The 17,805-nt window shown below is 38.6% G+C and carries 16 protein-coding genes; 3 read left to right on the top strand and 13 right to left on the bottom strand.

Translation table 11 applies throughout. The features are described 5' to 3' along the window. Positions 1 to 76: 76 nt before the first annotated feature. The 8 genes from EK17_RS02950 to EK17_RS09330 all read right to left on the bottom strand — a co-directional run bounded on the left by EK17_RS02950 (position 77) and on the right by EK17_RS09330 (position 5,885). Entirely contained in the window at positions 77 to 448 is a 372-nt protein-coding gene (locus tag EK17_RS02950; protein ID WP_084675061.1) for a zinc ribbon domain-containing protein, read from the bottom strand. Positions 449 to 527: 79 nt separating this feature from the next. Then, positions 528 to 1,751, bottom strand: a complete 1,224-nt coding sequence (locus EK17_RS02955) for a UvrD-helicase domain-containing protein (RefSeq protein ID WP_035587311.1) — start codon at positions 1,749 to 1,751, stop codon at positions 528 to 530. Further along, entirely contained in the window at positions 1,751 to 2,503 is a 753-nt protein-coding gene (locus EK17_RS02960; protein ID WP_035587313.1) for a tetratricopeptide repeat protein, read from the bottom strand. The genes EK17_RS02955 and EK17_RS02960 overlap by 1 nt, the downstream gene beginning before the upstream one ends. Before the next feature lie 147 nt (positions 2,504 to 2,650). Beyond that, positions 2,651 to 4,066: an Hsp70 family protein gene (locus EK17_RS02965; RefSeq protein ID WP_198018138.1), complete on the bottom strand. Its 1,416-nt coding sequence runs from the start codon at positions 4,064 to 4,066 to the stop codon at positions 2,651 to 2,653. Between the two features lie 239 nt (positions 4,067 to 4,305). Next, entirely contained in the window at positions 4,306 to 4,713 is a 408-nt protein-coding gene (vapC, locus tag EK17_RS02970) for a type II toxin-antitoxin system tRNA(fMet)-specific endonuclease VapC (protein WP_035587317.1), read from the bottom strand. Beyond that, complete coding sequence (locus EK17_RS02975; protein ID WP_035587320.1) at positions 4,713 to 4,934, bottom strand: antitoxin; 222 nt, start codon at positions 4,932 to 4,934, stop codon at positions 4,713 to 4,715. Before EK17_RS02975 ends, vapC begins: the two co-directional genes overlap by 1 nt. Positions 4,935 to 5,055: 121 nt before the next feature. Continuing rightward, positions 5,056 to 5,592 (bottom strand): hypothetical protein, encoded by a 537-nt coding sequence (locus tag EK17_RS02980; protein WP_035587322.1) that lies wholly within the window; start codon positions 5,590 to 5,592, stop codon positions 5,056 to 5,058. Positions 5,593 to 5,612: 20 nt separating this feature from the next. After that, positions 5,613 to 5,885: a hypothetical protein gene (locus EK17_RS09330; protein WP_156957509.1), complete on the bottom strand. Its 273-nt coding sequence runs from the start codon at positions 5,883 to 5,885 to the stop codon at positions 5,613 to 5,615. A gap of 61 nt (positions 5,886 to 5,946) precedes the next feature. Here EK17_RS09330 and EK17_RS09335 point away from each other — a divergent pair, with 61 nt between their 5' ends. Next, positions 5,947 to 6,105 (top strand): hypothetical protein, encoded by a 159-nt coding sequence (locus tag EK17_RS09335; protein ID WP_156957510.1) that lies wholly within the window; start codon positions 5,947 to 5,949, stop codon positions 6,103 to 6,105. A gap of 1 nt (position 6,106) precedes the next feature. Here the strand turns inward: EK17_RS09335 and EK17_RS02990 are convergent, their stop codons facing one another. Continuing rightward, positions 6,107 to 6,877, bottom strand: a complete 771-nt coding sequence (locus EK17_RS02990; protein WP_035587326.1) for a ZIP family metal transporter — start codon at positions 6,875 to 6,877, stop codon at positions 6,107 to 6,109. A gap of 161 nt (positions 6,878 to 7,038) precedes the next feature. Between EK17_RS02990 and EK17_RS02995 the strand changes: the two genes are divergently transcribed. Further along, complete coding sequence (locus tag EK17_RS02995; RefSeq protein ID WP_035587328.1) at positions 7,039 to 7,944, top strand: cation diffusion facilitator family transporter; 906 nt, start codon at positions 7,039 to 7,041, stop codon at positions 7,942 to 7,944. Positions 7,945 to 8,164: 220 nt separating this feature from the next. On the opposite strand, the gene EK17_RS03000 is transcribed toward EK17_RS02995, so the two are convergent. Continuing rightward, the gene (locus EK17_RS03000; RefSeq protein ID WP_051904377.1) at positions 8,165 to 12,817 is read right to left on the bottom strand and encodes an AAA domain-containing protein; all 4,653 of its coding nucleotides are present in this window, start codon (positions 12,815 to 12,817) and stop codon (positions 8,165 to 8,167) included. Positions 12,818 to 13,459: 642 nt separating this feature from the next. On the opposite strand from EK17_RS03000, the gene EK17_RS08935 reads away from it, so the two are divergent. Further along, positions 13,460 to 14,662 (top strand): N-acetylmuramoyl-L-alanine amidase family protein, encoded by a 1,203-nt coding sequence (locus EK17_RS08935; protein ID WP_084675062.1) that lies wholly within the window; start codon positions 13,460 to 13,462, stop codon positions 14,660 to 14,662. On the opposite strand, the gene pheA is transcribed toward EK17_RS08935, so the two are convergent. From pheA to EK17_RS03020, 3 genes are read right to left on the bottom strand one after another with little or no spacing between them, the layout of a single operon-like run. Next, a complete protein-coding gene (pheA, locus tag EK17_RS03010) occupies positions 14,560 to 15,657 on the bottom strand; it encodes a prephenate dehydratase (RefSeq protein ID WP_035587330.1) in 1,098 nt (365 codons plus the stop codon). The genes EK17_RS08935 and pheA overlap by 103 nt on opposite strands. Next, positions 15,627 to 16,577, bottom strand: a complete 951-nt coding sequence (locus EK17_RS03015; protein WP_035587332.1) for an acetyl-CoA carboxylase carboxyltransferase subunit alpha — start codon at positions 16,575 to 16,577, stop codon at positions 15,627 to 15,629. Before EK17_RS03015 ends, pheA begins: the two co-directional genes overlap by 31 nt. Beyond that, the gene (locus EK17_RS03020; protein WP_035587334.1) at positions 16,578 to 17,804 is read right to left on the bottom strand and encodes an aspartate kinase; all 1,227 of its coding nucleotides are present in this window, start codon (positions 17,802 to 17,804) and stop codon (positions 16,578 to 16,580) included. Position 17,805: the final 1 nt, after the last annotated feature.

Genomic DNA, 17,805 nt, shown 5'->3' on the forward strand with positions numbered 1-17,805 from the left:
AAATATTTTCATATATTTGCAGTTTTAGAAAACCACCATGCAACAATAATTATTCTACATTGCACCTTTTAAACACTTATATATTTGCATTTTTATTTGAAGGCCCCACTTTTAACTGACCAGAATTAATTCTTTCTGCTGTTTTGTAAGCATCTACCATGCCCCATATCCAAAGTATAGGGGTAGTTACAAAACCAACAACAACAAACATTAAAGCAATTGATATAGAATACATAACAATAAAAATAATTCCTTTACCAATCTGCCCATTATAGATTTGACCCAATCCCGTAAAAAGAAAACTAAGAACAGCAGCTAATCCAGGATTTTTTGCTGGAGAATTACTAGATGGCTGTTTCACGCCACATTTAGGACAAATTTCTGCTTTAGCATCAATTTCTGCCCCACAATTAGTGCAAAATTTAGTTGCTTTTAACTGTCCTTCCATAATTTACACCTCCTTTTTTGCTTCTAAAGCTTATTTTATCATGATACTATATCTTTAGTGTTATCACAACAAATTCTTGCTACAGCGGCAGATCATACAACCCATTTTCATTATTATTTCCATTGTTCTGCTTTAGCCTGAACCGCTTATTTAGTTTCATCAAATCTTTATTGGCCTCCGCCTTTATTAAAATATCAAATTCTTTGAGTTTATCCTGTCTTGTTGAGCTTAAAAAAACCCATTTAGTAGCCCTGCCGATGCCCACAAATAGCAACTGCTTCACCATAAATCTATCCATCCATTCAAAGGCTTTTGATGTCAGCTGAGGCATAATAATCGTATCGTAAGTAAGTCCCTTTGCCGAAAAATATGTAAGAAGATTGGGTTTTTCTGAGTTAAAATCATAAACAGCAGAATAAGATGCTATTATAGGTTCTGCTTTTATACTTCTTTTAAGAAGCGCTTGATGCATAGCCTTAATTGAGGCATTTGTGGTTAGCAGTATTCCTATCCTTTCATTGTTCAACATTCTTTCTTTAATGACAGTAGCAATAGCATCTAACTCCTCCTCATAATTATCAGCCACAAAATACGAAGGTTTTTCTGTGATTGAGGACTGCAACTTAGATTCTCTCAAAAGCATTTGCCTGTCACAATTATTTATGGTGCAAAAATATGAGGCAAGCTTAACTATGAAAGGTGAGCTCCTTATGACCTGTTTAAGATAAAACCCCGATGTTTTTATGTTTAAAATTTCAAGCAGTTGTTCTTTTTCGATGCCTTTTTTAAAAATTTTTTGAGATGGATCCATCAAAACCGTTATATGTTTTGATATGAGTTTTAGTATTGTGTATGCATCATACGATAAATCCTGCCCCTCATCAACAAGAACAAAATCCAACTGTTTTTGTAAATCTTTTCTGCGCTTAAGTAAATCAAGAACGCTCTTTCTAATAAGTTCAAAATCTGGCCAGCCTTGATAATACGGCAGATGTGTGTTTATATATCTTTCATAAAAAAGCCTGCAGAAATGATCGAATGTGCTGACTGTTTGTTTTGGAATACCTATCAATTTCAATCCCGATTTTATAAACTCTTTTGTTGTGTTATTGAAAACAAAAACCCTGTATCGATTGCTTTTAGCATTCATCATTTTTGCAAGATATCCTGTTCTGTGGATGAGTATCTGGGTCTTCCCACTTCCTATCGGCCCCAAAATAAGCTGGTTACCCAAACAGGAAAGCTTAACGGCGGCTTTCTGCTCCTGTGTTAAATCTTCAAAGGGTATAAGCCATCTATTCATTACTGCATGATAACGGGTTTTGGTATGCCGTAAAATTCATCCTCTGCCGATTGTGATTTTTCATCTGATTGTTCTAATTTTTTTAGTGTATGCGTATCACCGGTTAGTTTAAGAAGTATTTTATACCAGGTTTTTTCCCAGTCAGATAGGTAATTGGTTGCTCTAAAATATTCATATGCCTGACTGATTGCCTCTTTTTTCTCTTCATCGTCTTTAAGATGGTGATAGCAGAGGGCTTTTAAGGTTGAGACAGGTCCCTGTATCGACATAGATGAAAATTCATCCAATACATCAACAGCTTCTCTGTATTTTTTCTGATCACTCAAAACAAGCGCAAGGTTGAAAGCAACATGAGGGCTTCTATTTACCTTAAGCGTTTCTTTGAATATATGCTCTGCTCTTTCTAAATTACCAAGATGCTTATAGTATATACCCATCAGGTTTGTGATGTCTGGATCGGGCCTATTTGCTTTTGAAAGGGCAGTTTTTAGATAGTTTAAAGCTCTTTCGTATTGATTGAGTTCTTCGTAAAGTCTTGCTATCCTCACATACATCTGCGAATCGTCAGTGCCGTTTACTATATGGTTTCTTAAGTTTTCCTCAAGCTCCTCAATTTGTAAAAGGATTTTGTTGGGATTTAAGATATTCGTTAAAGGATTTTCAATTGTGCTTTTTAGTTTTTCGTCGGGCTGATTTTTGAGATATGCCTTGCAGTCAAGCTGTTTGCCCTTTCCTATCCTGTATTCAAACACAATCTCATCTCCGTATGATACATACTCCGGCAGATACCATACCTCAGTAAATATGGGTTGAAGTGTTTTGTCATTGACTATTTCTATTAAAAGCTCACCAACCAGATCCTCAGGGGCTGTAAGTGTAATCCTTTTGAAGGTTCCATCCTAGGGATAGGGTATGGTTGATCTGGGCGGTATCAGCGTGTATTTACTACCATCGTCTGTGATTATAGATATACCCTCATGAAGGACGGGCTGTATCAGAGGTTTTTTTGTTATTGCCTTAAAGAACGCATTGTAAGCTGCGCCTCTTGAAACGGCAAGCTGAATGTCATCTGCATCACTATAAAAACCTATCTGTGCCTTTTTGAAAAATTTTTTTAGGGATTCTTGAACCTGTGGAATTAAAGAGCTGCCACCAACAAGCAGGCAGAAATCTATATCGTCTTTATCGATATAGGCTTTGGTGAGTGCATCGTTTATGGGTGAAAATATTGACTGTGTAATTCTGTAGTCATTCATAGATAAGTATATAAGGTCAGTATCTAAAAATGGTTTTAAAATATTCTCAAACTCTTCAGCGGATATTGACGGATTTGATAGTTTAAAACTTCTTTTTGGCAGTCTGCAGATCAATGAAGGTTGCGAAACCCTGATTTGCTGTTTTTCTTTATTGTATATTTTTAGCTTTTTTGATTTTTCTATCTGTCTGGATATACCTATTTTTAAAGCCTCTGCAACAGGCAGCAGCTGAGGTTCAAGCCCTTTTTTCTTCTCAGCCCATGTTAAATCAAGCGGATCAAGGCCGTTTTCTTTGAATAGTTCTGGCAGTAGAATTTCATATACTATTGCTTTGTCTATATCTGAACCTCCCAGCCTGTGGTAGCGCGAAATGGAAAGTTCAGATATTTTTAGTTGCCCTGTATCGTCTTTTGAAATCTCAACAACAGCAACATCACATGTGCCACCACCAAAATCAAAGACCACGCATTTTATGGGCGTTTCTGTTATTGTATCGATAAATTCACTATCGTTGTGTATGAAGTAATCTATTAAAGCAGCGGTGGGCTCCTCTAAAAGGTCATCCTCTTCCATCGGTATATCGGCATATTTACAGGCAAGCAGCGTGTCTCTTCTCTGGTTTAGCTGAAAAGATGCGGGCACGGTTACGCAAAATTTATCTATGTTTTTACCAAGTATTTTTTCTGCCTGCGTTTTTATAAAGGAAAGAATTGTGCCACCGATTTTATAGGGCCTGTTTAGGTTTTCATCTGCTCTAAAATACACCTTTTTTAAGCCCATCTCATTTTTTGTATTGAAGAATAGGTTCTTTTCAGGAACAAGAGAAAATTCACTGGCAAAAGCCATCAACCGCTTCGCACCTTCGCCAACTACAACAGTTTCATTGTCAATTGTTGCAACAACGGAAGGTATAAGGGGTGAATAAACCTCGCCGCTATTTGTAGGCTGGGGTAAGCAAAGGGTTTGCATTTTAAAATCGCCATTTTCGTATTGGATAACAGAAATTGTGGAATTTGTTGTTCCAAGGTCAATACCCGCAACCATAATTCTTTCAGTCATGCTATAATTAAAATCCCCGAATAATTTTAATTTTTCCATGCTTTGTCCTTTCTTTTTATTATTTTCTCGATGTTAGCTCTCTTTTTTGCAGGTGTCAAGAAAGGTGTTTATGATTACATAAAACAAAAATGCTCTACATATCTTTATAAGAGATGTCTGGCATCTATAAAGATAGCAGTGAATACGGGCTAAGATAATAGAGGATATTCCTGATTAAATAAAAGATAGAAAATTCATCCTCATGGCCTCTTTTTAACCCAGTTTTCCACCTTTAGACCTTTAATTCTTTTGAATTCTTTTTCATTGTTTGTGACCAAGACTAAACCGTTTGCCAGTGCTACTGATGCTATTTGCATGTCTAATTCACCGATTATATTGCCTTCCCTTTTTAGAATGCTCTTTATTTTTCCATATCCAACTGCGCATTTTTCATCAAAACCGATTATATCAAATGGAATAAGAAAACTTTCCACAATTTTCAGGTTCTTTTCAATAAACTGAGAATTATATGCTCCAAAATATAGCTCTGCCACTGTAATTGAGCTTATCTTTGCATCCCCTATACTCAAAGCTTTAAGTTTATTAAAAACCTCAACAGGCTTCTTTTTGATTATATAGATGCATATATTGGTATCCAGCAAAAACATCAAAACAGCTCTTCCCTTTCTTGAGAACCCTGCTCTCTTATTAACTCGGCTTTCTCAAAACTACCCCACCAATTCTCCCAGAAATCATCGCTTTCTTCTACAAGCAGAATTCCTTTTCCTATTTTTTTTATGTAAACATTTTTTGAGTTTAATCTAAACTCTTTTGGGAGTCTTAATGCTTGAGAATTTCCGCTTTTAAATGTTTTCGTTTTTACAATCATAAATTACCTCCTTAGGATATACATTTTAGTATATACTACTGCTGACTTGCATGTCAAGTATTGCATGCGCAATTGCAAGGTAAATAATAAATAATCAGATAATGTTTAATTTTTGAAGGTGTCAAGAAAAGCGTTTGATGTTTTGTAGTCTGGAAAGCGTCCATGAAACAATGAGCGATATTGCAACGCAAACAAAACTACCTGCTATAAAGCCTATCTTTTTAAACAGCACCATTGCCGATATATCGTATGCATACAGCGACAGCGAACCTATGGGCGCCTTTTTCATAAAGTAAAACAATTGTTCTGGGCTGTAGTAGTAGTAGTGAAAGATAATCAGGCTTGAAAATGTCACCGATGGAAACATGGCAAAAACACCGCCCCAGAATGGATTTAGAACACTGCTTAAAACAACAACGCTTGAGATGGTTAAACCCACAAACACAGCCCTTAGAAGAATTTGAAACGGCGTGTACTTAACCGGAGAAAGGTTGATCGGTTTTTTATGCAAATTGAGCAATATGTGAGAGGCAATAACAAACAGAAGATAGCCTGTTGTGCCTATTATTATGTTATGAATGTGGATTACTGCAAAGGGTAAAGCTAAAACCATCCACAAAAGAGTTGAGATAATCAAGGTAGCAACAATCTGCTTCAACTTTTCTTTTATGTACCTGCTTAAAAAGAAAAGATAGAAACATAGATATAGATTGTTGAGGCTGATATGCCAACCCCAAGCGGTATAAGAGTTGATGGTGCAATCTTAGATACAGTCTGCGATGATGTTGTCCATCCTAAAAAGAAAAAACCAAGCATAAGCGTTGATGGAAACATCAAAATGATGCCTGCTGTTTTTTCACTTGATTTTTCCGCTATAAGTGTTAGAAAGGTTATGAAGATGCCACCTGCAAAGAATGAAATGAAAGTGTGCAGCAGTATGGAATTATTCAAAAAGACCTCCTTTAGATGCTTTATTATATTCTTTTTTTAAGCTTTTTTGAAGGAGTGAGCTGTGAAGTTGCTTATTATTGTTTTTTCTACTGTGTTGAGCTATATCGGATGGTGGCTTGGCAACAAAGAAAGCCTGATGTTTGCCTTATTTCTATCTGTTATTGGCGGTGTAGCTGGCGTTATATCTGCCGTGTGGTTTTATAGAAGGTTCATTGAGTAGGCTAAAAGGCGCTATCCAATATCAGCATAGTCAAAAAACCTATTAAAAAGCCAAAGGTAATGAGTCTATCTTTACCTGTGCTGTAGATTTCAGGAAAAACCTCTTTTACTGTCACATAAATCATTGCACCGCCTGCAAGGCTCAAACCAAACGGAAGAAGAAAACCAAGAACAGAGAATGTAAATCCGCCGATAATGGCTGTTATAAACTCAGATACGCCGCTTAAAATGCCTACAAACAGAGGCATACCGATTTTTTTGTTTATCATCATAAGCGGCAAAGATACGGCAAGTCCTTCGGGTATATCCTGTATGCCGATTGCTATCGCTGTTGCAATACCGGTTTTTGGGTCGTTGATTATTGAAACGCCAACAGCAAACCCTTCAGGAAAGTTGTGAATAATCAAGGCTATTGCTATAAGCCATATGCGTTTAAACTTTTCCTTTTTATCCTCAGGTCCATCATAACCGCTTATGAAATGCTCATGCGGAACATTGCTCTCTATCAAAAATATCATAAAAAAGCCTGCTATGATACCAACCGATGTGATAAGTATGCCGCCTTCTTTTATCGACGGCAGAATAAGGGATGTAAAACTTGCAACAAGCATAATACCGCCGCTGAATGCCATACTTAAATCCAAAGCCCCCTCGGGCAGCTTTTTAAAGATTAACGCAAGCACAGAGCCAAAACTTGTAGCCGCCATAACAAAAACAGCGCCGTATAAAACAATCTGCATCGGCGTAGAGTTATTTATAAGCTGCTGAATCATTTTTCAGTCCTTTTAATAAACAACATTTATCCAATAATATTACAAATGGGCCGTATTTTAAAGTCAAAAAGCAAGTCAAGTATAGTATATTAAAATTAAAAATAGTATATTAAAATTAAAAATGGATTGTCAGCGGTCTTTTTGTTAGACTATGCGGGTCTATGAAACAGAACAGTTCTAAAAGCGTGGTTATAGTGGCTTTTTCTGCCAATCTTTTAATAGCTTTATCCAAATTTGGCGTTTTCCTCTTTAGTGGTTCTTCCTCAATGTTTTCTGAGGCGATACACTCAACAACAGATACACTAAATCAAATTTTGCTTTTGATAGGTATCAGGCAGGCAAAGAAAAAAGCTGATAAATTACATCCTTTCGGCTATGGGAAGGAGCGCTTTTTCTGGGCTTTTATTGTAGCTATATTTCTGTTTCTATCAGGCGGGCTGTATTCTTTTGTTGTGGGTATCAAAAAAATAGAGCATCCCCATGGCACAGAAAATTTGCCCGTAGCTTTAGCTTTACTTGTTGTTTCCATGGTACTTGAAGGGGTATCCTTTTTAAGAGCAAAAAAGCAGATTGATTCACTAAAGGATTCTTTGTCTGTGTTTGAATTTATGAAAATGACATGCAGGGTAGAGCTGATAGTTGTGTTTTTTGAGGATTTAGCCGCACTTGTTGGCCTGTCGATAGCGTTTGTTTTTATTCTTTTGTCTTATTTAACAGACAACCCTATCTTTGACGGCACGGGCTCTGTTATTATCGGGATATTGCTTATGCTTATTGCTTTGATTGTGGCAAAAGAGATGAAATCTTTAATAATAGGCGAGGCCATACCCGGAAGTATGAAAAGTTTTATTATAGATGCAGTGAAATCTCAAAAGAATGTTAGGGGTATAAGAAACCTTAAGTCCATGGTACTGGATGAGGAATCTATACTTGTTGCCATGGAGATTGTTTTTAGTTCAAGTATAGCAGCCAGAGATGTAAGGGATACGATAGATAGCATAGAAAAAGTCATAACGGCAAAATACCCTCAAATAAAAAACATCTATATAGAACCAACCGTTGAGTGATTAGCCTTTCTTATAATTAATAAGACTTGCGGGATATCTTCTCTTTAGCCTATTTGTTTGCATAGTTGTATGTTTAACTACTCTAAAATTTTTCACATCGTGACCTTGCAAAAGCAATTCTCATCTTCTCGCCACAAAGGAAAAATATAATGATAACTTTATAACTTTCCTGATTTAAATAATTCTTGATTAATAATAAGTATAGAAATTTTAGATGTTTTTATAAATCATAGCTCATTGTTAGACCGCATTTATTGATTAATTGCTGTAGGTGCCTAAAAGCAGTTTTATAATTTTTATGAGCTTCCATAAAATATCCTTTATATTCAATAGGTGATTTAAATTGATTTCCCCCTTGATGAATAGGTTTTTTGGCAAGTAGATATCTTCTTGAGCTTGTAGCAAGAGGAATGCTACTTTCAACTTTACTAATATATCCATTATCACAAAGATATTTCAAAACTTTGTAATATAATTCTCTTACGGTAGATCCTTTAAATCTAACGCCATTAATTGTAATAACAGTTTCTTTTTTTCTTGCTGTGTCTTTACCGATATTAGGACTTTCATAAGCATTCAAATCTTTATTTTGTATTTTGACTTTGCTTGCAACTGCGTCGGATTTATAACTTCTTAAGGATTTATCACTATTTGAATTATCAAAAACCAGATTATTAGTAGTGTTTCTAATATAAGGACTTATAGAGTCAATATTTGGGAAAATTACTCTTTCTTCAAGCATTGGCCAAAGACCCCGGAGCGCGTAGTCCTTATTTGCGTAGAAAGCACTCTCTCGAATACGAAAAAACTCCCATCCACACCGCTCTAATTGGCGCTGGCGTTGCACGTCCTCTTCATAACGGTCAACACCATGCCAGTAATCACCATCGCATTCAATCGCTAAACGCGCATGACCGCCTTCAACCACCAAGTCTATTCTTTTACCTGCAACCTCAAATTGAGGAGTAACAGAAAATCCTTTTCGCAATAATTCAAGCGCCACATCTACCTCAAACCAACTCTCAAATGGAGCCGGCGGTTTTACAAGGCTACGATTATCCTCCTTAGCCCTGCGCTCCAGTTTATTCCGGTCTATACCAGCAACTTGTTGAGGTTTTGTATACAAGAAGAATTCCAATAACTTTCGACGTAAATCCTTTTCACTTAAATCCTCCAATCGAACAGAATGAAAGAGCCACATCTGATCTCTGGCACGACTTGCGGCCACGTTGAAACGTCTCTCATCCGCGGCCTTAGTGAGTGGACCTATTCTTTCATTTATAGCAGCGACCATTGAGAGAAATATCACATCACGTTCATCACCCTGGAAACTGTATGGATTTCCGCAAATAAGGCGCCGCCGCTCCATTTCCTCAGCACCGAGTTCCTTAAGTAGCAAATCTTCTATGAGTCCCGCCTGGGCATTACCTTGTAGCACAACAACCCCCATGGTCTTTTTAGCGTAGCGGTCATCAGAACACAATTCAACAATCTTTTCTACAATAGCGTTTGCTTCCGGACGATTTATCGCACGACTATAACTTCCTTCTTTATGACCACCTTCGATAAAAGTATGCTTAAGAGGGGGCAGCCGATCAGGACCGTATTGTCTGAGTGGAATCAAGGGTGTATCACTATAGCAGAGATCGTTACTGAATCGAATGATCTCCGGCATGCAGCGAAAGTGCTCCCGCAAGGTGATTCGCTGAGTTCCATGGCGAAGTTTTCCATGGTCGAATAGACTGCTTTCCACATCAAATGATGATTTGAAACTGAAATCATAAAGAAACTCCTCCATTAAACGATGTACAGCATCTCGGGGTAGTCCTACAGCCTCCGGGCTGATTTGCCTATCATCCCCAACAATTAATATTTTCTTTCCCAGATAAAACAACGGGAGTGCTTTGAGTCCACATTGTGAAGCCTCGTCAACTATAATAACATCAAACATACCAGGAGCGGGATCTATAGTATCCCAGACCCGATGAAGTGGCATCACCCATGCGGGAACCGCCTCACGACATTGGTTGAGGTGTTGTTGAGCCTCACGCCTGTGGCGTGGTGCATGTTTTCCTGTCCCTTTACCAAGCCGCCTCATAGACTGCTGCCAAGCTTCCATGTGACGTCTATGATCTTCCTTGAGTCTAGAAAAGCAAAATGACCAGGCATGAATCGAAGCGAGCTTAGTAATGGTTTCGTTGATCTCGTCCACGATCTGCCTTGCTCGTTTTTCAAGAGCAGGGAGATCCTCCTTCTTTATATATTCTTCAATCCAGTGTCGGGCCTGTGCCCAACACCAGGCATCTCCTATATGTTGAAAACGTGCGTCCCAGTAAGGCTCGTTGCAAGTTAGCTTTAATTCATCGGTAAGACCTGGCAGCCATCGGCTCAATCTCGAGAGATATTTATCCATCTCTTGAAGACGCTGACGATCTTCTTTTAACTCCTGAATCTTGCTTGATGCTTTTGCGAAGCCATCTAAGTCGCGGTTACGAATAGCATTCATTAGTTCAATTGTTACGGGATGCACATTATTGTTGTTAGTAATGGACGATATTTGAGTTTCAATATCTTGCAATTTTTCTGAGATTGACTGCTTATGCCTTATTACCTGTGCCAAACGGCAAGAGGTAATAAGCTTTTCAATCTGAAATTCATCAGACCAGTCAGGTTCACTTATATCAATGCAACTATGTATAGTCTCACTACATTGCTCAATGAGATTCTCCAACGACAATACATCTTCAAGAGCATTGTACATTGATTTTAGAGCCATCAGCTGTAAAGCGTAAGGGCCTGGAGTCTTATCAACCCATTTTTTCCAAAAATTCCATGCCTTCTCAAGCTCGATTCGAACACGCAATACATTGCACAGAACAGAGAACTGTTCGACATTAGATGGGGAATGCCCACTTATGCGCACAGTCTTGATTACATGAATGCATTCTTTCACTGTTTTGGGCCGAAACGGTCCCCAGCCCGGATTTCCTCCATTTTCTAAATATTTCTTCAGCTTGAGAGCGTCTTCATATAACGTCATGATATCTGTACTATCTGGAATTTCAACGCTATTATTATCAGCAAGTTCAACTAAGGGTTCAACCGAGGCAATCACACACTTGGTTACACGGGCAAGCTCTTTCCAAAGGGTTGAGTTTCTGTAAAGCACATCTCGAAGTGCCTCAGTCATCCAATGATATGTTGACAAGGTCAATCTTTTTCGTGCCTCAATAAAGGCGAACAATGCTTCTTGAAGAGTTTTAACAGACTCTGGATTGTTGTCTATCAGGATTTCAGTGATTTGGTCATCGGCCTCGACTTTTAAGGCCTTTTCTTGCTTAATAGTCCTTTGTTTCTCCTGAATAAGTCTTGCAAATTCATCTTGAGACGGCAATGCTTCAGGCCAATATAGGTTTAGTTCTTCCTGTTTCGCCGGCGTAAAATAGCGGAGCTCTTTAAGAAGAGATAACAATTCATCAGGATTGAAAGGACAAGAGTCATTGTAATTTATGCGGTCTATAAACCAGTCATATTGTGGTTTGTCTCGGTTGACTGCTTTTGCGATATATGCTGCAGTACCTTGATACTTGCCTTCTGCAATAACTTGTTTATGCGTCTCAGATTCCCGGATATCGAGAATCCTCCGATCAACTTTGGCTTGCTCCTCTCGAAGATATTGAAGGCGTTTTTCTAATTCCGCCTGCTCTCGTTTGGCGTGATCCTCGCTCCACTCCTCATTCTTGCTAAGTATAGCGCTAACGCTGACTTCCAGAGAGCGAAGCTCCTCAGGGCCACTGCCAAGAAGATTGATGCAGAGAGGGCGTAATTCTTCTGGCATTAACCTTTCAAGAACCTGTAGTGCTCGTGGTGTCTTGGCTGTAATGAGTGTCCGTTGTCCCGTGGCAAGCAAATGAGAAATCAAATTCGCAATGGTGTGGGACTTTCCCGTGCCTGGTGGTCCCTGCACAAGAACACCAGTCGCTGATCGGAGCTTTTCCACAATGCGACGTTGCTCTTCGTTCGAGGGTTTTGGGAAGAATATTTCTCCATCAAATGCCCGGCTTTGCTTTTCCAAGTCATCATCCGATTCGCGGCCGTCCTCTGTTCTGATTTCGGAAAGGTCAGCGAATTCGATAGGGATATCATCACCATTTTTGATCCGCTCCCTTATTCGCCTTATGGTCTCTGTAAGACTCTTGATTGAACGCTTTCTCAGTATTAATGCAGGAGCATACTCAACGATTGGTTTATCTGAAGCACGAACATCTTTCTTCTTCAGACTCTCGTCATACTCGCCTTGAGAATTAATAGAATGTACCAAGGTTTTGAGTACGCTTTCGATACAGTCTTTATCCCAAGGATCATCTCCGGATTCAGCCAATGAAACCTTCGCGGTTTCCTCGGCGTTTATTGGCTGTTCTTCGATATCCAGCATATCTAACTCGGGCCTGAGCTTTGCGCCCTCTGGATGGGAACAGACGGTAAATTTACCCAAGCGCGCCTCAAATTCAAGAACAGCGTCAGCAACAATCAGATGTCTACGAACACGTTGGCCGGAGGGCGTCTTCCAGGTAAGCAACCCCAGACCGAGAATAAGTTCATACTCCTCGTCAAACCGAAGTTGCTCCTGGTGGATGGCGAAAAGCTTTGTATATACTTTGTGGATGCTCTCCCATACATTATGATCTTCAACCCAGGGGATCCATTGCTCTTCGAGATATCGGTCCCATACCCTGAGCACTTCGGGAAAATCCTCCAGATGTTCAGTTATTGAAATGTATTCCGGTTGATCAGCTCCCTGCTTCCATTCAGGATTCTTGATCTCTTTTATTCTTTCGGGCAAAAGTTCCGGCAAATCATTCTTATTTTTCAAAAACGATTCGTCGATCCAGCCTTCACATTGATGCGGGATAGGTGGCGGTTCTGGTTCTCTGCGAGTCCGAACCTCAATCCAGATATCAGGATCAAAATCATCGTCTCTGCCCTATACCTGCGTGAAACAGCCCTTTTGTTGTGGAATATCAGAGAGCCAAAGAACTTTTTCATAATCTTCAATATCTCGTATTACTTTGGCTCGCATTAAAGAAATCTGAGAAAGATAATTAAGAAGACGAAAAACTTTTTCTTTTTTCATAGTTCTTTTGAAAAGATTATAAATATTACTCTCTTAATGTAAAATTATAGAGATTCAACATTCAATAGATTCAACAATTCTTTCATTCTCTTGTTTTCAATAACTTTACTAAAATTATTATCATATGTCAATTTAGGAGAAGATTTTACAACCAGATATATAATTCCCTCAAATTAAAAATACCTGAGTTTTCGCTTTTGTGTTTTTCATCTGCCTTTTCTGTTTTGATTATGCATCTATTTAGCCATTGAAATATACTGGCTACCATATATTTTTACACAGCTGGGTTAAATGTCTCAAACAGTCAAAAGAAACAGGTATCTATTCTGTTATTGCCTTAATTAAGCTTTAAAAATTCTATTTTTTTTATACAATGTATGCATGAGAAAAATAAGCATGGCTGTGGCATTTGTTTTTTTGATAAATTTAAATGTTTTAGCGGGAAGCATTGTTCATTTAAAAACATTTTCTATAATAAAACTATCAGACAACACGATCAACCTGATTTTTCGTTTCGATAAGATTGATAAGTATAGGTTTATAAAACTTTCGGATGATTACTGGTATGTTGCAATTCCATCAAAGATTATAGCCATAAACACGCCTCTTTTGCCAAAGTATGACATAAAAAAGATTCTTGTAAGGATTATTCGTGGTGAAACACGGATTTTTTTCAAAATGGACAACGCATACACATACAACTTTAGATTTGTCATCTCCAAAAACCACCACTTTTTGATTGTAAGAATTTCAAGAAAAACTCACAAAGAACCCATATTAAATAAACACCAAGCACCTGCTTTACAAAATAAACTTCTGCCACCTGTTATAGTTATAGACCCAGGCCATGGAGGTAAAGACCCTGGAGCTATAGGCCTATTTAATAAAGAAAAAAATGTCGTGCTGAAAATCGGCCTTTATGTTTATAAAATATTAAAATCAAAAGGCTATAGGGTTTATATGACGCGTTATGGAGATGTGTATCCAACACTTGCAGATAGGGTTGTCTTTGCAAATAAAAAACATGCAACGATTTTTGTGTCGATCCATGCCAATTATGCGCCTAAAGATAAAAATAAGGCAAGAGGCCTTGAGGTGTATTTTTTAAACACGACAAGCGACAAAAGGGCATTGTGGCTTGCAGCCAAAGAGAACAATATGAGCTTATCCCAGCTTGACGACCTGAATAAAATTATACTTTCAATGATTCAAACAACAAAAATCAAATACTCAAAAATGCTTGCATCCTATGTTTATAAATACATGTTAAAAGATGGCAGGCTTGTGTATAGAGGTTATAAAGGCAGGGGGGTAAGGCAGGCGCCATTTTATGTGCTTGTGGGAACAAGATGCCCATCTATTTTGATAGAGACGGCTTTTATAAACAACCCAGAGGATGCTTTATTTTTAAGAAATCGCAGGTTTTTATACTATCTTGCAAAAGGGATAGCCGCAGGGATTGAGAGGTTTTTAAAAGTTTATTACCAGCGGGCGTCTTTGGGATATGATCCCAGGATTTTCAAAAATACGGTGAGCTTTTCTACCTCTTTTAAAGCCTCTTTGAGCTTTTCATCCTCAATATGACCTTCAACATCGACATAAAAAATATAAGACCAGCTTTTCTGCCTTGATGGGCGGGACTCTATCCGTGTTAAATTTATCCGTTTTTCATAAAATGGAGATAGAATTTCATATAAAGCGCCTACTTTGTCTTTGATTGTAAACATAAAAGATGTTTTATCTCTTCCTGTTTTTTTAGGTATTGTTTTGCCTATAACCAGAAATCGGGTTGTGTTGTTTGTTTTATCCTCAATACCCCTTGCAAGAACATTTAGAGAGTAGATTTCGCTTGCCGCAAGTGAGGCAATTGCGGCGGTTTTTGGGTCTTTTTCTGCTATTTTTGCTGCCTTGGCTGTTGATACCGTTTCATAAACAGGCACATTGGGCAGGTGTTTTTTTAGCCACCCCTTACACTGACCTATGGCATTTGGATGAGAATAAACGGCTTTTATCTCCTCTAAGGATCGAGCCTTTGAAAGCAGGTTGTGCTTTATGTCGATGAGAATTTCAGAGACGATTTTTACAGAGGAGTTGACAAACATATCAAGCGTGTAGTTTACAACGCCTTCGATAGAGTTTTCTATCGGCACTACGCCAAAGTCGGCTCTTTCGTTTTCAACATCCATAAACACATCTTCAATCGACTCCTCAGCTATATAGTGAAGCGACAGCCCAAATCGCTCAATTGCCGCCTGATGCGTGAATGTTGCCTCAGGCCCTAAATAGCTTATCGTCAAAGGCTCCTCAAGCCTTATCGATGCACTCATGATTTCTCTAAAGATAAACCTCAAACTCTTTTTGGGAAATACGCCCTGGGCTTTTTTATCGATCATTTCATAGATTTTTGTTTCTCTGTCCGGGGAATAAAACGGAAGGTTGTGGGTTCTTTTTATATCCCCAACCTCCCGCACAAGTTTCGCCCTTTTATCAAGCAGCTCTATGATTTTACCGTCTATATCGGATATCTTTTTCCTCAGCTCGTCTAATTTTATAGAAACTGCGTTGTCATTTTGCGCCATTTTTCCCATCTCTGTTTGAGGAGTTTATTTGTTGAGAGTTTTTGTAGTTCTGATAGGCTTTTGTTTATAAATTCTTTAATGGCTGAAGCGGTTGCTTCATAATCCCTATGAGCTCCGCCAAGTGGCTCTTTTATGATTTCATCGATCACGCCAAGCTCGTATAAATCCCTTGCTGTAACCCTCATCGCTTTTGCAGCATCGATGGAATGGGCTGTATCACGCCATAAAATCGATGAGCAACCCTCTGGCGATATTACGCCGTATATGGCAAACTCAAGCATTGCTACCCTATCACCAACGGCAATCGCCAAGGCGCCGCCTGAGCCTCCTTCTCCAGTAATTACACACACAACAGGCACCTTCAAACTGAACATTGTATAAAGGTTTGATGCAATAGCCTCTGACTGACCCCTTTCTTCTGCACCTATACCGGGGTAAGCCCCTGGCGTATCAACAAAAGTGATAATCGGTATATTAAACTTCTCTGCAAGTTTCATAATTCGTTGAGTTTTTCTATATCCTTCAGGGTTTGCCATACCGAAGTTCCTGAAGAGATTATCTTTTGTGTTTTTTCCCTTTTGATGTCCAACAATGGCAACCTTTTTACCATCCAGATATCCAAAACCTGTAACAATTGCCTTATCGTCTGCAAATCTTCTGTCTCCATGGAGCTCAACAAAATCCTCTATAAGTAGCTCTACAAAATCCAGCGTGTATGGGCGCTGAGGATGCCTTGCGATTTTTATGATTTTATCTATCGATAGATTCTCAAACTCCCTTCTTAAAATCTCATCCTTTTTCTTCTCTAATTGCCTTATCTCCTCTTCAACATCAAATCCCTGTTGTTTTGCTGTTTCTTTTAGCTGTTGAATCTGCTGCTCTATCTCATAAATTGGCTTTTCAAAATCAAGTAAAAACATTTACGCCTCCTTGTCCAGTTCAAAGGCTTCATGTAAAGCCCTAACGGCAAGCTCTGTATACTTCTCATCGATTAGACATGAAATCTTTATCTCTGATGTTGAAATGGCCCTTATGTTGATGTTTTCTTTTGCCAGCGTATCAAACATCTTGGCTGCAACGCCAGGATGTGATCGCATACCCACTCCCACAACAGAAACCTTAGCCACATCTTTATTCAAGCTAACATCGCCAGCATCGATTTTCTTTGAAATCTCTTTTAAAACATCGTAGGCTTTGTCTGCATCATCCCTTTGCACTGTAAAGGATATGTCTGTTGCCTTGCCATCATCGCTAACATTCTGAACAATCATGTCAACATTGATGTTATTTTTTGCAATCTCGTTAAAAATCATTGCAGCAATACCCGGTTCATCTTTAACATTGTTTATCTTAAGCCTTGCCTGATTTTTATCGTGAGCTATACCGCTAACTACTATTCTCTCCATATCTTTATCCTCCTTTGTTACTAAAGTGCCTTTATTGAAGGTAAAGCTTGATAAAACCATTATAGGTACATTGTACTTCATGCCAAATTCAACCGATCTTATTTGCAAAACCTTTGCACCAAGGCTTGCTAACTCCATCATCTCTGAGTAGCTGATTTTGTCTAATTTTCTTGCATTTTTAACAATGCGTGGATCGGCTGTGTAGATACCATCAACATCTGTGTAAATCTCGCATACATCAGCCTTTAAAGCCGCAGCGATAGCAACTGCTGTAGTGTCAGAGCCGCCTCTACCCAATGTTGTTACATCGCCAGTTGTTTCACTAATGCCCTGAAACCCTGCAACTATAACAATTTCTCCGTTATCTAAATGCTTCATTATATTTTCTGTATCGATGGATTTTATTCTTGCCTTTGTGTGCACTTCATCTGTTACTATGCCGCACTGCCTGCCTGTCATGGCAACAGCTTTTGCACCTATCTCGTTTAGCCTGATTGCAACCAGTGCACTGGATATCCTTTCGCCGCTTGATAAAAGCAGATCCATCTCTCTTTCTGAGGGGCGCTTGGCAAGTTCTTTTGCCATCTTTATAAGCTTATCTGTTTCGCCAGCCATAGCTGAAACAATTGCAACAACTTTGTTACCCTTTTGAGCCGTTTCCTTGATGTGGTTAGCAATAATTTTAATCCTTTCCAGTGAACCAACACTTGTTCCACCGTATTTTTGGACTATAAGCGCCATT

The organism is Hippea jasoniae (assembly GCF_000744435.1).
Classification (GTDB): Bacteria; Campylobacterota_A; Desulfurellia; order Desulfurellales; family Hippeaceae; genus Hippea; species Hippea jasoniae.

What these genes read in the sequence shown, in the direction of transcription:
- EK17_RS02990 (WP_035587326.1), bottom strand. Translation starts at nt 6,877, where the DNA reads ATGATTCAGCAGCTTATAAATAACTCTACGCCGATGCAGATTGTTTTA.
- EK17_RS02975 (WP_035587320.1), bottom strand. Translation starts at nt 4,934, where the DNA reads ATGATTGTAAAAACGAAAACATTTAAAAGCGGAAATTCTCAAGCATTA.
- EK17_RS03015 (WP_035587332.1), bottom strand. Translation starts at nt 16,577, where the DNA reads ATGTTTTTACTTGATTTTGAAAAGCCAATTTATGAGATAGAGCAGCAG.
- EK17_RS02955 (WP_035587311.1), bottom strand. Translation starts at nt 1,751, where the DNA reads ATGAATAGATGGCTTATACCCTTTGAAGATTTAACACAGGAGCAGAAA.
- pheA (WP_035587330.1), bottom strand. Translation starts at nt 15,657, where the DNA reads ATGGCGCAAAATGACAACGCAGTTTCTATAAAATTAGACGAGCTGAGG.
- EK17_RS02995 (WP_035587328.1), top strand. Translation starts at nt 7,039, where the DNA reads ATGAAACAGAACAGTTCTAAAAGCGTGGTTATAGTGGCTTTTTCTGCC.
- EK17_RS08935 (WP_084675062.1), top strand. Translation starts at nt 13,460, where the DNA reads ATGAGAAAAATAAGCATGGCTGTGGCATTTGTTTTTTTGATAAATTTA.
- vapC (WP_035587317.1), bottom strand. Translation starts at nt 4,713, where the DNA reads ATGTTTTTGCTGGATACCAATATATGCATCTATATAATCAAAAAGAAG.
- EK17_RS02965 (WP_198018138.1), bottom strand. Translation starts at nt 4,066, where the DNA reads ATGACTGAAAGAATTATGGTTGCGGGTATTGACCTTGGAACAACAAAT.
- EK17_RS03020 (WP_035587334.1), bottom strand. Translation starts at nt 17,804, where the DNA reads ATGGCGCTTATAGTCCAAAAATACGGTGGAACAAGTGTTGGTTCACTG.
- EK17_RS02950 (WP_084675061.1), bottom strand. Translation starts at nt 448, where the DNA reads ATGGAAGGACAGTTAAAAGCAACTAAATTTTGCACTAATTGTGGGGCA.